The organism is Thermobifida cellulosilytica TB100 (assembly GCF_001517975.1).
Lineage (GTDB): Bacteria > Actinomycetota > Actinomycetes > Streptosporangiales > Streptosporangiaceae > Thermobifida > Thermobifida cellulosilytica.
This window is the reverse complement of record NZ_KQ950180.1, coordinates 569,755-583,902: the sequence shown is the minus strand read 5'-3', so window position 1 is coordinate 583,902 and position 14,148 is coordinate 569,755. Positions and strand designations below refer to the sequence as shown.

Below are 14,148 nucleotides of genomic sequence, written 5' to 3'. Positions count from 1 at the left end.
GTCGGCCGCTACTCCACGTCCGGGTTGACTTCGGGGGCCTCGATACCGCCGCTCTCGATACCCCAGTCGGCCAGGATCTCGCCGTAGGTGCCGTCCTCCATGATGGCGGCGAAGGCGGCCCGGATCGCCTCGGCCAGCTCGGCGTCGTCCTTGGGCAGCACCACGCCGTAGGGGGCGGCCTCGTACTGCTCCCCGTAGGTCTCCAGCTTGTCGCCGGTCTGCTCGATCGCGTAGGCGGCCACCGGCAGGTCGGCCAGGCTGGCGTCGCTCTGCCCGGACACCACCGAGGAGGTCGCCTGGGTCTGGCTCTCGAACTGCTGGATCTCGATGGGGTCCTTGCCCTCGTCGACGCACTTGTCGCTGCGCGCCTGGATGTCGTCCACCTGGATGGTGCCGGCCTGCACCGCGATCCGCTTGCCGCAGGCATTGTCCGGGTCGACGCCCTCGGGGTTGCCCGCCAGGCCGAACCACTGGGTGCCCACGACGAGGTAGCTCACCATGGTCACGTTCTCCAGCCGCTCGGCGGTGATCGTGAAGGAGGAGACCCCCACGTCGTACTTGCCGGAGTCGACACCGGTGATGATGGAGTCGAACGGGGCGGACTGCCAGTCGGTCTCCAGGCCGAGCTTGGCCGCGACGGCGTCGAACAGCTCCACGTCGAAACCGATGACGGTCTGGCCGTTGGTGTCGAGGAACTCGGCCGGCGGGTACTCGCTGTCCACCCCGATGGTGATGACGCCCCGCTCGGCGAGGTCGTCGGGGACCAGCGCGGCGAGTTCCGCGTCGGCGGCCGGTGCGTCGTCGCCTCCGCCTCCGGCCTCCTCGCCGCCGCCTCCGCAGGCACTCAGGGTCAGCACGGCCGCCGCGGGCAGGGCGGCCAGGTGGAGCAGGCGCCGGCGGGGGCCGGAGAGCTGGGTGTCCCGGGCCGTCGCGGGTTCCGCGGAGCGCCACAGGTCCTTCACGTCGGTTTCCTCCCTCTGGGGTGCAGGCACACCGGAGTGGGCCAGCCTGGTGCGGCGCGTGGTCCACGCGCCGCATGCGTGGTCAGAATGTCCAGGTTGTGGGGTATTAGTCATTAATCATCCACTCCCGGGCATGGGGCTGCGGTCACCGTTGTGAGATGATTGAGTAACGGGCCACCCCCCGTACCGCTGGCAGCGCTTCCGCACAACCGTTGCGGAGAGTCCCGACCGCCGCAACCGATCACCAGAGATCGGTGTGGACGAGTCTCCACCCGCAGTTTCGACCCTCTCCGCTCGCTGCTTCCCACCGCATCACTGTCCCCGTCCCAGCCGAGGGGGACGCGCACGGATCCACTGAGGGGTTTTTACGTGACCAGCGACCGCAGTTCCCTGCTTGACGACGATCCCGCGTTTGCTCTGCACCGCGGCGGCAAGCTGGAAGTCCACTCCACCATCGAGGTCAACGACCAGGAGGGCCTGTCCCTGGCCTACACGCCGGGCGTGGCGCGCGTCTGCACCGCCATCGCCGAGAACCCGGAACTGGTGGACACCTACACCTGGAAGAGCAAGGTCGTCGCCGTCGTCACCGACGGCACCGCCGTGCTCGGCCTGGGAGCCATCGGCCCGGAGGCGTCCCTGCCCGTCATGGAGGGCAAGTCGCTGCTGTTCAAGCAGTTCGCCGGGGTCGACTCGGTGCCGATCGCTCTGGCCTGCACCGACGTGGACGAGATCGTCGAGACGGTGGCCCGCATGGCCCCGTCCTTCGGTGGCATCAACCTGGAGGACATCTCCGCTCCGCGCTGCTTCGAGATCGAGCGGCGGCTGCGGGAGCGCCTCGACATCCCGGTCTTCCACGACGACCAGCACGGTACCGCCATCGTCGCGCTGGCCGCGCTGCGCAACGCCGCCCGGGTCACCGGCCGGGAGCTCAGCGACCTGCGGGCCGTCGTCTCCGGGGCCGGAGCGTCGGGCATCGCGGTCTCCCGCATGCTGATCAGGGGCGGAATCGGCGACATCGCGGTGGCCGACAGCAAGGGCATCATCTACGAGGGCCGGGCCGGGCTCAACGAGCACAAGGCCGCGCTCGCCGCCATCAGCAACAAGGCCGGACTACAGGGCTCCATCGAGTCCGCGCTGGCCGGGGCCGACGTGTTCGTCGGCCTGTCCGCCGGCGAGGTGCCCGAGGAGGTCGTCGCCACGATGGCCGACAACGCCATCATCTGCGCCATGGCCAACCCCAACCCGGAGATCCACCCCGACGTGGCCCGCAAGTACGCGGCGGTCGTGGCCACCGGGCGCAGCGACTTCCCGAACCAGATCAACAACGTGCTCGCGTTCCCCGGCGTCTTCCACGGCGCCCTGGAGGTCCGCGCCACCGACATCACCGAGAACATGAAGCTCGCGGCGGCCAAGGCGCTGGCCGACCTGGTCGGCGATGACCTCGCGCCGGACTACATCATCCCCAGCCCGTTCGACGAGCGGGTCGTTCCGGCGGTCTCCTCCGCGGTGGCCGAACAGGCCCGCAAGGACGGCGTCGCCCGGGCCTGACCCGGCCCGGGAGACGACGGACGGCCCGGCGCGGCGATCCCGCGCCGGGCCGTCGGCGTCACGGAGGGACAACGTTGTGGTCTCGGGCGGGTTGCGGCCCTCAGTCCTCCGGTGCGGACTCCGCCAGGGAGCGCATCCGCTCCTCCTGCTCGGCCAGCAGCGCCCGCGTCTCGTTCGGGTGCAGGGCGGCGGCGCGCAGGTGCTCGAAGGCGGTCGAGTAGACCCGCACCTCCTTGGCCTTCTCGATGTAGAGGCTGCCGGTCAGGTTCTCCGTGTGGACCAGGCGCGGCGCGTAGACCTCGGGCTCGCTGAACTCCAGGATGTTGAACGCGCCGTCCAGGCCGGGGTGCGCACCCCGGCCGAACGGCAGGACCTGCACGGTGATGTGCGGCAGTTCGCTCATGCGGATGAGGTGCCGCAGTTGGTCGGCCATGACCGCCGGACCGCCGATGACGCGGTGGACCACGGCCTCGTCCAGGACCGCCCACACGTGCGGCGGGTCCTCCCGGGCCAGGATCTGCTGGCGGCGCATCCGCAGTTCCAGGCGGCGGCTGATCTCGTGCGGCTCGACCGGGACGGGGTGCGTCTCCAGCAGCGACAGGGCGTACTCCCTGGTCTGGAGGAGGCCGGGCACGAGCTGCCCGTGGTAGAAGCGGAGGGTGCACGCCTCCGGCTCCAGGCCGAGGTAGACGTCGAACCGCTCCGGAATCACGTCGCCGTACACGTGCCACCAGCCGCGGCGGCGCGACTCGCGGGCGAGCAGGATCAGCGCCTGGCGGATGCTGGGGTCGGTGACCCCGTACAGCTCCAGCAGGTCTCGGATGTCGTCGGAGTTGCTGGACACCTGGCCGCGTTCGATCCGGGAGAGTTTGCTGCCCGACCAGGACATCCGGGCTGCGGCTTCCTCGCCGGTGAGCCCGGCTTTCTCCCGCAGCAGACGCAGTTCCACTCCCAGACGGCGGCGCCGCGCCGTGGGACTGGTGTAGCCGGCGGCCACCACGATGCTCCTTCTCTCCGGGAGACAGATACTCGGGGACCAGAAAAGGCTAGTACACGGCGGGGGCCCATCGGATACGGCGGTGGTCCTCCGGGCGAAGGAAAGTTCCGCGGCCGACCGGCGGGGACGGGGAGCCGGGGACGGCGGCGCGGCGGGGACCGCAGGAGGCCCGGTCCCCGCCGCGCGCCGGTCAGTCCTTCGGCTGCTCCGGGCCGCCGGTTTCCTCGGGGCCGCGGGGCTCCTCGGGGGCGGCCTGTCCGGCCTTCTCCCCGGGGCGCGCGGCGGACTCCTGGGCGGGCGGCCCCCACCGGGCGGCGTCGCGCCGGATGACCTCGAACGCCTCGTCCAGAATGCGGCGCAGGTCGGCCACTGCCGCCTCGCTGACGTTGCCCGCCTCGTGGGCGAGGTCGCGGACCCGGTCGGCGAAGTCCCGCAGGGTCCGCTCCAGGTCGGCGAACGCGGCGCGGTCCGTGGCCGCGCGGACGCGGGCTCCCCAGGTGAAGCCGTGGGCGAACTTCTCCCACTCGCGGCTCCACTGGAAGCAGGGCTCGCGCTCCGCGCCTCCGCGCCCGGAGCCCTCGCCGGTCCGCGCCTCCTCCTCGGCGGCCCGGCCCCAGACGTCGTCGGAGCCGCGGCCGGACCGGTCCGTCCCGGTCCGGGGGCGCCGGGTGCCCCGGGCCGCGGTCTTCAGCTCCTCCCGCAGGTGGCTGATGGTGTCGCGGACGTCGCGCTGCACCGCGCGGGCGATGTCGCGCACCGACTCGGTGAGCTCCCGCTCCAGGTCCTCCAGGTCCCGGGTGCGCTCGTGCAGTTCGGCGCGGCCCTTGTCGGTGAGCCGGTAGACCTTGCGGCCGTCCACCTCCTCGTGGGTGACCAGGCCCTCCTCCTCCAGGCGGGCGAGGCGGGGGTAGATGGTGCCGGGGGAGGGGGAGTAGATGCCGAGGAACCGGTCCCGCAGCAGGCTGATGATCTCGTAGCCGTGCCGGGGACGCTCGTCCAGCAGTTTCAGCAGGTACAGGCGGAGTCGGCCGTGGCCGAAGATGGTGCTCATGAGTCCCCCTTCGGGATCGCGGCCGGAGCGTCGGCCGCCCGGCGCAGCAGCGAGACGGTGCCGGAGACGGTGGTCGTGGTGATGGTGGCGGGGTCGACCCCGGGGCCGATCTTGCCGGTGAGCCGGCGCAGCCCGCGCGAGTCCTGCCGGTCCAGGCTGAACGCCGAGTCCAGGGAGCCGGTCGCCGAGCGCAGTTCGACCTCGGCCGAGGTGTCGGCGGGCAGGCGCAGGGCGACCTCGCCGGAGACGGTCCCCAGGGTGACCCGGGCGGAGGGGGCCAGGTCGATGTCGGCGAGCAGCTCACCGGAGGCGGTCTTGGCGGACAGCTCGGAGAAGCGGCCCCCCGCGAGCTCCAGGTCGCCGCTGACGCTGTTGTAGGAGAGCCTGCCGGCCAGGCCGCGGCCCTCCAGGTCGCCGGAGACGGACCGGACCTCCGTCTCGCCGCTCACGCCGTCCAGGGTGATGTCCCCGGAGCCGCTGCGCAGCCGGGTCTTGGCGCTCAGCCCGGCCGCCACGATCGACGCGGTGGCCGCGGTGACCTCGACCGGGCAGTCGTGCGGGACACGGAGGCTGACGGTCGCGCTGCGGCGCGGCAGGTCCCGGTAGCTGTTCAACTGGACCGGCCGCAGCCGCTCCAGGAGGCCGTCGCGGGTCAGGTCGGCGTAGGTGACGGTGAGGATCCCGGCCTCGTGGGAGACCAGGAGCGGCTCACCCGAGAGCTCGGAGACCTCGAAGGTCACCGGGTCGTCCGTGGGCAGGATGTTGACGTGGCCGCCGATGATGCGCACACGCAGGGCCACGATTCCGTCGAGTGTGCGTGTGGTCGGTTTGTCGATGGTCCAACGTGCCATCGCGGTCCCCTTCTGTCAGCGCCTCTGTAAACACGATATGTCTCGATGGTGGCGCTCTCAAGATATGTCGCGAGATCCCAGGGGAATCCCCGACCTCCCCTCGGGGAAGCCCACTACCCGCGTCAGGGACGACCGGACCGGGCGGAGGCCGCCCGGGAACGCACGAGGCCCCCGGCACTCGGCCGGGGGCCTCGGCGGTCACGGAGCCGCGCTACTCGTCGTCGTCATCGTCGCGGGCCAGCCAGGTGGCCAGCCGGTCGACGGCGGTCTCGAACTCCGGGTTCAGGTCGGTGAAGATCCGCAACTGCTCGGCGAGCCACGCCAGGGTGACCTCCTCCTCGCCGCGGCGCTTCTCCAGTTCCTCGATTCCGCGATCGGTGTAGTACATCGGACCGCTGCCTCAGTCGGTCGGCGGGAAGACCGTGTTGACCAGGGCCTGCTGCTCCACCTCGTGCCGCTTGGCGGAACCCGCGGCGGGAGAGGAGCTCGCGGAGCGCGACACGCGGGTGAACGGGCGGTCGAGCTGCTCGGAGAAGACCAGCGCCACGAACGGCCACGGCCCCATGTTCGCCGGCTCCTCCTGGACCCACAGCACCTCGCCCGCGTTGGGGAACGCCTTGAGCTGCTGGCGGATCTCGTCGATCGGCAGCGGGTACAGCCGCTCCACCCGGATGATCGCGGTGTGGGTGTCCCCGGTCCGCTTCCGGGCCGCGTCGAGCTCGTAGTAGATCTTGCCCGAGCAGAGCACCACGCGCCGCACGTCCTCCGGAGCGATGCCGCTGGTGTCCGGGATCAGCGGCTGGAACGACCCGGAGGTGAACTCCGAGACCGCCGAGACCGCCGCCTTGTGCCGCAGCATCGACTTGGGCGTGAACACGATCAGCGGGCGCTGGTACGGCGACTTCACTTGCCAGCGCAGCAGGTGGAAGTAGTTCGCCGGGGTGGTCGGGATGGTGACCGTCATGTTCTCCTGGGCGCACAGTTGCAGGAAGCGCTCGATGCGCGCCGAGGAGTGGTCCGGCCCCTGGCCCTCGTAGCCGTGCGGCAGCAGCAGGGTGACGCTGGAGCGCTGGCCCCACTTCTGCTCGCCCGAGCTGATGTACTCGTCGATGACGGTCTGCGCGCCGTTGACGAAGTCGCCGAACTGCGCCTCCCAGGCCACCAGGGCGTCGGGGCGCTCCAGCGAGTAGCCGTACTCGAAGCCCAGGGCCGCGTACTCGCTCAGCAGCGAGTCGTGCACGTAGAACTTCGAGGTCCCCTGGTCGAACACCTTGAGCGGGGTGTACTCCTCGCCGGTCTTGCGGTCCACCAGGACGGCGTGCCGCTGGCCGAAGGTGCCGCGGCGGCTGTCCTGGCCGACCAGGCGCACCGGGTGGCCGTCGATCAGCAGCGAACCGAACGCCAGCGTCTCGCCGAGCGCCCAGTCGATCGCGTCCTCCTCGACCATCCGCACGCGGCGCTGCAACTGCGGCAGCAGCCTCGGGTGCACGGTGAAGCCCTCGGGCAGCGAGACCTGGGTGTCCACCACCCGCTTGACGACCTCCTCGGTGATCGCCGTCTCGGTGGCGGAGTGGTCGATCCGGCCCTCGGTGAACACCTCGGGCTTGATCACCGAGCCCGGCTCGACCGGCTTCTTCGCGGCCTCGCGGGTCTCGGTGAAGGCGCGCTCCAGTTGCTCCTGGTAGTCGCGCAGCGCCTGCTCGGCCTCCTCGACGGAGATGTCGCCGCGGCCGATCAGCGCCTCGGTGTACAGCTTGCGGGTGGACCGCTTGGCGTCGATCACGTCGTACATCAGCGGCTGGGTGAACGAGGGGTTGTCCGCCTCGTTGTGCCCGCGCCGCCGGTAGCAGACCAGGTCGATGACGACGTCCTTGTTGAACGCCTGCCGGTAGGCGAACGCCAACTGGGCCACCCGGACCACGGCCTCGGGGTCGTCCCCGTTGACGTGGAAGATGGGCGCCTGGACCATGCGGGCCACGTCGGTGGCGTAGACGCTGGAGCGGCTGTCCTTGGGGGAGGTGGTGAAGCCCACCTGGTTGTTGACGATGATGTGCACGGTGCCGCCGGTGCGGTAGCCGCGCAGTTGCGACAGGTTCAGGGTCTCGGCCACCACGCCCTGGCCGGCGAACGCGGCGTCGCCGTGGATGAGGATCGGCAGGACGGTGAACCCGTTGGCGCCCTTGTTGAGGACGTCCTGCTTGGCGCGCACGATGCCCTCGGCGACCGGGTTGACGGTCTCCAGGTGGCTGGGGTTGGCGGCCAGCGTGATCGCGATCTTCTCACCGTCGGGCGTGGTGAAGGTGCCCTTGGTGCCCAGGTGGTACTTGACGTCGCCGGAGCCGTGCGCGCTGCGCGGGTCGAGGTTGCCCTCGAACTCGCCGAAGATCTGCGCGTAGGACTTGCCGCAGATGTTGGCCAGCACGTTCAGCCGGCCGCGGTGGGCCATGCCGATGACGACCTCGTCCAACTGGGCCTTGGCGGCCTTGGAGATCACCCCGTCCAGCAGCGGGATCAGCGACTCGCCGCCCTCCAGCGAGAAGCGCTTCTGGCCCACGTACTTGGTTTGCAGGAAGGTCTCGAACGCCTCGGCGCTGTTGAGCCGGCGCAGGATGTGGAGCTGCTCGTCGCGGCTGATCTTCTCCGGCTCCCGCTCGACGCGGGCCTGGATCCACTCCCGCTCCTCGGGGCTCTGGATGTGCATGTACTCGATACCCACCGTCCGGCAGTAGGTGTCGCGCAGCACGCCCAGGATCTCGCGGAGCTTCATGACCGGCTTGCCGCCGAACCCGCCCGTCGGGAACTCGCGGTCCAGGTCCCACAGGGTGAGGCCGTGCTCGAGGACGTCGAGGTCGGGGTGGCGGCGCTGCTTGTACTCCAGCGGGTCGGTGTTGGCCATCAGGTGCCCGCGCACGCGGTAGGCGTGGATGAGCTCCTGGACCCGGGTGGCCTTGTCGAGCTGGCTGTCCCGGTTCACCGAGATGTCCTGCACCCACCGGACCGGCTCGTAGGGGATGCGCAGGGACTCGAAGATCTCGTCGTAGAACCCGTCCTCGCCCAGCAGGAGCTGGTGGATGGTCCGCAGGAACTCACCCGACTGCGCACCCTGGATGATGCGGTGGTCGTAGGTGGAGGTCAGCGTCATGACCTTGCTGATGGCCAGGTTGTTCAGGGTCTCGGGGGAGGCGCCCTGGAACTCGGCCGGGTACTCCATGGCGCCCACGCCCAGGATGGTGCCCTGGCCGGGCATGAGCCGCGGCACCGAGTGCACGGTGCCGATGCCTCCGGGGTTGGTGAGGCTGATGGTGGTGCCCTGGAAGTCGGAGACGGTCAGCTTGTTGTTGCGCGCCTTGCGCACGATCTCCTCGTACGCGCTCCAGAACTCCTTGAAGTCCAGGGTGTCGGCGGCCTTGATGTTCGGCACCACAAGCTGCCGGGAGCCGTCCGGCCGGGCCAGGTCGATGGCCAGGCCGAAGTTGACGTGCTTGGGCTTGACCACGGCGGGCTTGCCGTCGATCTCGGTGTAGGAGTAGTTCATCACCGGGACCGACTCCAGCGCCTTGACCATGGCGTAGCCGATCAGATGGGTGAAGGAGACCTTTCCGCCGCGTCCGCGCCGCAGGTGGTTGTTGATCACGATGCGGTTGTCGAACAGCAGCTTCACCGGCACCGACCGCACGCTCGTGGCGGTGGGCAGGCTGAGACTGGACTCCATGTTGGTGGCGGTGCGCGCCGACGCGCCACGCAGCCGCTCCTCGGAGACCGCGAGCGCGTCCTCGGCGGCGCCGTCGGACTTCGCGGAGGAGGAACGGGAGGGAGCGGTGGTGGCCGCCCCTCCGGCGGCTGCCTTCCGGGCCGCGGCGTCGGAGGACGCGCTGCCCTTGGCGGGGGAAGTCGCCCCGTTGGCGGCGGAGCCGGACTTGTAGTCCGCGAAGAAGTTCCACCATGCCTTGTCAACGGAGTTGGGGTCGGCGAGGTACTTACGGTGCAGCTCGTCGACCAGCCACTCGTTCGGGCCGAAATCTGTCAGGGGTTGAGATGCCTCAGACGACACGGCGGAGATCGCCCTCTTCCGCAGCTCGTTTGTGAATTGACGGGGAGACGGGCGGCCGGATGTGGATGTGGCTGTGCTACGGGTAACCGCACCAGGACATGCCCAGCGGACCGTCTCGTGGTAACAGGCTACTTTGCCAGAGGCCCGCGCGGAGCCTCCAGCACAGTGCCACGCTGGGGTATACCTAACATTTATTCACAAATCAAGGGCGGCTGCGGTGAGGTCTGCTGGGATTCCCGCTCGCAGCAGTGCCTGGTGGGGTGCGCTGTCCACTATCCCCACTTCTGTTCACGGCTAATCCTGTGACTTGCTTCACATTTTTGCACAGAAGGTGCAGAGTTGCCGGTACGGCGCTTTCGGGACCGGACATCGGGGCGGAATCCGGTACGGCACGGGCGTTCCTGGGAGCACCGTGCCGAAACCGTGTCCCCGAAGCGATCGCGCACCGGACGCGGATCGGGTATTGACTGTCCTCTGACCTCGCGGCGCGGACGCAGACGTCCGCGGGACGCGGACCGCGGAGAGGAGGCGACCGGCAGTCGGCCGGTCTCCCCGCTCCCGCGCCCGGGAAACCCCGACCCCGGGCCTCTCACGGAGGAGGAAGCAATGGGCGAGCTGCGGTTCGACGGAAGAGTCGCGGTCATCACCGGGGCCGGGCACGGACTGGGCCGCTCCCACGCGCTCGGGTTCGCCGCGCGCGGAGCCAAAGTGGTCGTCAACGACCTCGACGCGCAGGCCGCCGCCGCGGTCGCGGACCGCATCCGCGCCCACGGCGGCAGTGCCCTGGCCCACACCGCGGACATCTCCACCGAGGAGGGGGCGCAGTCGCTCGTCGAGGAGGCCGACGACGCCTTCGGCCGGGTCGACGTGATCGTCAACAACGCGGGAATCCTGCGCGACCGGTCCTTCAGGAACATCTCCGCCCGGGAGTGGGACGAGGTGCTGGCCGTGCACCTGCGCGGCTCCTTCCTGGTCACCCGCGCGGCCTTCGAGCGCCTGCGGGAGCAGGGCTACGGCCGCATCGTCAACACCACCTCGCCCTCCGGCCTGTTCGGCAACTTCGGGCAGAGCAACTACTCGGCCGCCAAGATGGGCCTCGTCGGCCTCACCAAGACCCTCGCCATCGAGGGGGCCAAGTACGACATCAACGTCAACGCCATCGCCCCCCTCGCCTACACCCGGATGACCCGGGACCTGTTCCCCGCGGACGCCGCCGCCGTGCTCAGCCCGGAGAAGGTCACCCCGCTGGTGCTGTGGCTGGCCCACGAGGACTGCCCCACCACCGGCGAGGTCTACTCCGTGGGCGGCGGACGGATCGCCCGGGTGTTCGTGGCGGAGGGGCCCGGCGTGCTGCTGGAACACGTCACCGCGGAGGAGATCCAGGACAACTGGCCCGACATCAACGCCGAGCGCCCCTATGTCATTCCACGCAATCTGGCGGAACAGACAGAAATCCACCTCCGCGGAGTGCTGTGAGGTCTCGCTCGGGTAACGAGGAGAGCGCGAAAACGATTTCTTGATTCCCGAAAACGCGGCAGCGGTCGCCGCCGCGGCGGCGGAAACGGCGGTTCTGTCCGGAGAAGGGTACGGATCGGTGTGCCCGGTCGCGTTTCGCCCTGTCCGGGTCATCTCCGCTTCTAGCATGCTGCCTGGAGGTGGGGACAATAGTGAAGATAAGGGAGTTCGGCGAGCTGGAGGCCGCCATCATGGACGCCCTGTGGACCGCGGACCGTGCGCTCGCGGTCCGCGAGATCAGGGAGACCATGAACTATCGACGCGACGTCGCCTACACGACGGTCATGACCGTCGCGAACATCCTGTTCAACAAAGGAGTGCTGCACCGCGAGAAGGTGGGCCGGGCCTGGCGGTACCGGCCGCGGGAGAGCCGCGAGGAGCACACCGCGCGGGTCATGAGCGAGGTGCTGCGCGAGGGAGGGGACCGCGGGGCGACCATGCTCCGCCTCATCGAGCGGTTCAGCGACGAGGAGATGTCGCGGCTGTACGAGGCGCTGGACGAGATCCGGCTGCGCCGGGGCGTCGCGTCGTGACCGCGGCACGGTAGGGCCGCCGGGACCGCGGCGCGCCCGGCTCCGGAGCGGAGACGGACTAGGGTGGGGCCGTGGACGAACCTCTGGTGACGCGGATGAGCGGGTTCGGCGAGACCATCTTCGCCGAGATGACCCGGCTGGCCGACCAGGCCGGCGCCATCAACCTGGGACAGGGATTCCCCGACACCGACGGGCCGCGCTCCCTGCTGGAAGGCGCCGCCCGGTACGTCCGGGAGGGGGGCAACCAGTACCCGCCCGGACAGGGGCGCGCCGAACTGCGCGCCGCGGTCGCCGCCGACCGCGCGCAGCGGTACGGCCTCGCCTACGACCCCGACACCGAGGTGTACGTCACCGTCGGAGCCACCGCCGGGATCGCCGCGAGCGTGCTCGCCCTGGTGGAGCCGGGCGACGAGGTCGTGCTGTTCGAGCCGATGTACGACTCCTACTCCGCCGTCATCGCGCTGGCCCAGGGCGTGCGCCGCCCGGTGACCCTGCGGCCCTCCGCGGACGGCGCCCGGTACACGTTCGACCCCGACGAGCTGGCCGCCGCGGTCACCCCGCGCACCCGCATGATCATCGTCAACACCCCGCACAACCCCACGGGAACCGTGTTCACCGAGGAGGAGCTGGCGCTGATCGCGCAACTGTGCCGGGAGAACGACGTCATCGCGCTCACCGACGAGGTCTACGAGCACCTGACCTTCGACGGTGTGGCGCACCTGCCGCTGGCCGCGCTCCCCGGCATGGCCGAGCGCACCCTCAGCGTCTCCTCGGCGGGCAAGACCTTCTCCGTCACCGGCTGGAAGATCGGCTGGGTCATGGGGCCGGAGCCCCTGGTACGGGCGGTGCGCACGGTCAACCAGTTCCTGACCTACACGGCGAACGGCGCCCAGCAGCTCGCCGTCGCCGACGCGCTGCGCGGCGAACTGGACTGGGTGCGCGCCCACCGCGACGCGCTCCAGGCCAAACGCGACCGGCTGGCCGCCGGACTGGCCGCCGCGGGCTTCGCGGTGGGCCGCACCCAGGGCTCCTACTTCGTCATGGCCGACATCCGCCCGCTGGGCCACGACGACGGCGTCGCGTTCGTGCGCTCCCTGGTCCACCAGGCCGGAGTCGCGGCGGTGCCCGCGCAGGTCTTCTACGCCGACCAGAACGAGGGGCGCCACCTCGTCCGGTTCGCCTTCTGCAAGCGCGACGAGGTGCTCGACGAGGCCGCCGCCCGGCTGCGCGCCTGGGGGAGGCGGTAGCGTACCCGGGCGAGAGAGGACCGACGGACCCGCGGACCGGGTGCCCGGAGGCGAGAGGATGCCCGTGACCACACCCATGCCCGACCACCTGCTGCGCGTGGCCGAGAACACCAAGGGCTTCATGCCGACCGACGAAGGGCTCGCGCTGTACGAGACCGCACTGGCCTACGCGCCGCTGGGGCCGGTCCTGGAGATCGGCACCTACTGCGGCAAGTCCACCGTGTTCCTGGGCGCGGCGGTCCGCCAGGTCGGCGGCGTCGTCGTCACCGTGGACCACCACCACGGCTCCGAGGAGCACCAGGTCGGCTGGGAGTACCACGACCCGTCCCTGGTGAACCCGGCGACCGGGCGGCTGGACACCGTGGGCGCCTTCCGGGAGACCATGGCGGCCGCCGGACTGGAGGACCAGGTGATCGCGGTGGTGGGCCGCTCCGCCGACATGGCCCGCCTGTGGAACACGCCGCTGGGCATGCTCTTCATCGACGGCGGGCACACCGAGGAGGCCGCCCAGGCCGACTACGCCGGGTGGAGCCCGCACGTGCTCCCCGGCGGGGCCCTGGTCATCCACGACGTGTTCCCCGATCCCGCGGACGGCGGACGCCCGCCCTACAACATCTACCGACGGGCGCTGGACTCGGGGGAGTTCGTCGAGGAGCGGGTGCAGGGCTCGCTGCGGGTGCTGCGCCGCCGTTGAGCGTCACCAGCGGCGGTTCGGTCACCGGGGCCGGTATCGTGAGGCACGAAGCAGGCGGCCCCCCAGTAACGCCTGTCTCACAACCGACTTTTCGTGAACCCATCGCCCCCGTCTGCGCGTCATAAGCGGTAGCGCCGGCAGTGTGGGGAGCGACGATGCCAGGGGGCGACGAACTGAGCGAGAGCAGCAACGGCGACATCAATCCGCGCCCTGAGGCCGAGGAAGCCGATGTCGCCGGTCCTTCCGTGAGAAGAGACAACGACGTGGACCTCAACGAGTCCGGCACCGGTGACGGTGCCGACCGTACCGACCAGAACGGGGGAGCACCCGAGGACGAGATCGAGTCCAGTTGGTTCGCCTCGGGCGGCGACGAGTCCCCCTTCCTCGAAGCCAGTGCCTTCAAGGACAGCGGCAGCTTCTTCCGCGACAAGGTGGCACGCAGCCTGGCCGAGGAGTACGGACTCGACCTCGACGACGACAGCGGGAGCACCGCCTCCGCCGAGGACACGGACGACCCTCGGACCGAGGTCTCGGACGAACCGACCGCCGTGGCGGAGGAGCTGTCGGAGGACGACGCCGACCGGGCGCCCGGTGCGGCTGCCTCGGTGGACGAGGAGGACACCGAGCGTGTCCGGTTCTCGGAGGCGGACGCCGAGGACACCGAGCGGATCGGTTCCGGTGCGGCCGCTTCGGTCGACG

The 14,148-nt window shown here is 70.3% G+C and carries 11 protein-coding genes and 1 pseudogene; 6 read left to right on the top strand and 6 right to left on the bottom strand.

Annotated elements, in window-relative coordinates; all coding sequences use genetic code 11:
• Positions 1–8 precede the first annotated feature (8 nt).
• Positions 9–890 (bottom strand): ABC transporter substrate-binding protein, encoded by an 882-nt coding sequence (locus AC529_RS02425; RefSeq protein ID WP_068754416.1) that lies wholly within the window; start codon positions 888–890, stop codon positions 9–11.
• Between the two features lie 441 nt (positions 891–1,331).
• Between AC529_RS02425 and AC529_RS02420 the strand changes: the two genes are divergently transcribed.
• The gene (locus AC529_RS02420; protein WP_068753272.1) at positions 1,332–2,510 is read left to right on the top strand and encodes an NAD(P)-dependent malic enzyme; all 1,179 of its coding nucleotides are present in this window, start codon (positions 1,332–1,334) and stop codon (positions 2,508–2,510) included.
• 100 nt (positions 2,511–2,610) lie between these two features.
• Here the strand turns inward: AC529_RS02420 and AC529_RS02415 are convergent, their stop codons facing one another.
• The 5 genes from AC529_RS02415 to AC529_RS02400 form a co-directional block, all read right to left on the bottom strand.
• Entirely contained in the window at positions 2,611–3,507 is an 897-nt protein-coding gene (locus AC529_RS02415; protein WP_232306533.1) for a helix-turn-helix domain-containing protein, read from the bottom strand.
• A gap of 190 nt (positions 3,508–3,697) precedes the next feature.
• Complete coding sequence (locus AC529_RS02410) at positions 3,698–4,558, bottom strand: PadR family transcriptional regulator (RefSeq protein WP_068753271.1); 861 nt, start codon at positions 4,556–4,558, stop codon at positions 3,698–3,700.
• Complete coding sequence (locus AC529_RS02405; RefSeq protein ID WP_068753270.1) at positions 4,555–5,409, bottom strand: DUF4097 family beta strand repeat-containing protein; 855 nt, start codon at positions 5,407–5,409, stop codon at positions 4,555–4,557. Before AC529_RS02405 ends, AC529_RS02410 begins: the two co-directional genes overlap by 4 nt.
• Positions 5,410–5,620: 211 nt before the next feature.
• Positions 5,621–5,797 carry a DUF6104 family protein gene (locus AC529_RS20305; RefSeq protein ID WP_198156268.1) on the bottom strand — a complete coding sequence of 59 codons (177 nt, stop codon included), beginning with the start codon at positions 5,795–5,797 and terminating at the stop codon, positions 5,621–5,623.
• Positions 5,798–5,809: 12 nt separating this feature from the next.
• Positions 5,810–9,460: a multifunctional oxoglutarate decarboxylase/oxoglutarate dehydrogenase thiamine pyrophosphate-binding subunit/dihydrolipoyllysine-residue succinyltransferase subunit gene (locus tag AC529_RS02400; RefSeq protein ID WP_068753269.1), complete on the bottom strand. Its 3,651-nt coding sequence runs from the start codon at positions 9,458–9,460 to the stop codon at positions 5,810–5,812.
• Between the two features lie 606 nt (positions 9,461–10,066).
• Here AC529_RS02400 and AC529_RS02395 point away from each other — a divergent pair.
• The 5 genes and pseudogenes from AC529_RS02395 to AC529_RS20300 all read left to right on the top strand — a co-directional run.
• Positions 10,067–10,936 (top strand): SDR family oxidoreductase, encoded by an 870-nt coding sequence (locus AC529_RS02395; RefSeq protein WP_068753268.1) that lies wholly within the window; start codon positions 10,067–10,069, stop codon positions 10,934–10,936.
• 197 nt (positions 10,937–11,133) lie between these two features.
• Positions 11,134–11,508, top strand: a complete 375-nt coding sequence (locus AC529_RS02390) for a BlaI/MecI/CopY family transcriptional regulator (protein WP_198156313.1) — start codon at positions 11,134–11,136, stop codon at positions 11,506–11,508.
• 95 nt (positions 11,509–11,603) lie between these two features.
• Positions 11,604–12,755 carry a pyridoxal phosphate-dependent aminotransferase gene (locus tag AC529_RS02385; protein ID WP_232306604.1) on the top strand — a complete coding sequence of 384 codons (1,152 nt, stop codon included), beginning with the start codon at positions 11,604–11,606 and terminating at the stop codon, positions 12,753–12,755.
• A 58-nt stretch (positions 12,756–12,813) separates the two neighbouring features.
• Entirely contained in the window at positions 12,814–13,449 is a 636-nt protein-coding gene (locus AC529_RS02380) for a class I SAM-dependent methyltransferase (protein WP_394326425.1), read from the top strand.
• Between the two features lie 155 nt (positions 13,450–13,604).
• Positions 13,605–14,148 (top strand): annotated as a pseudogene (locus tag AC529_RS20300) (hypothetical protein); the annotation flags it as partial.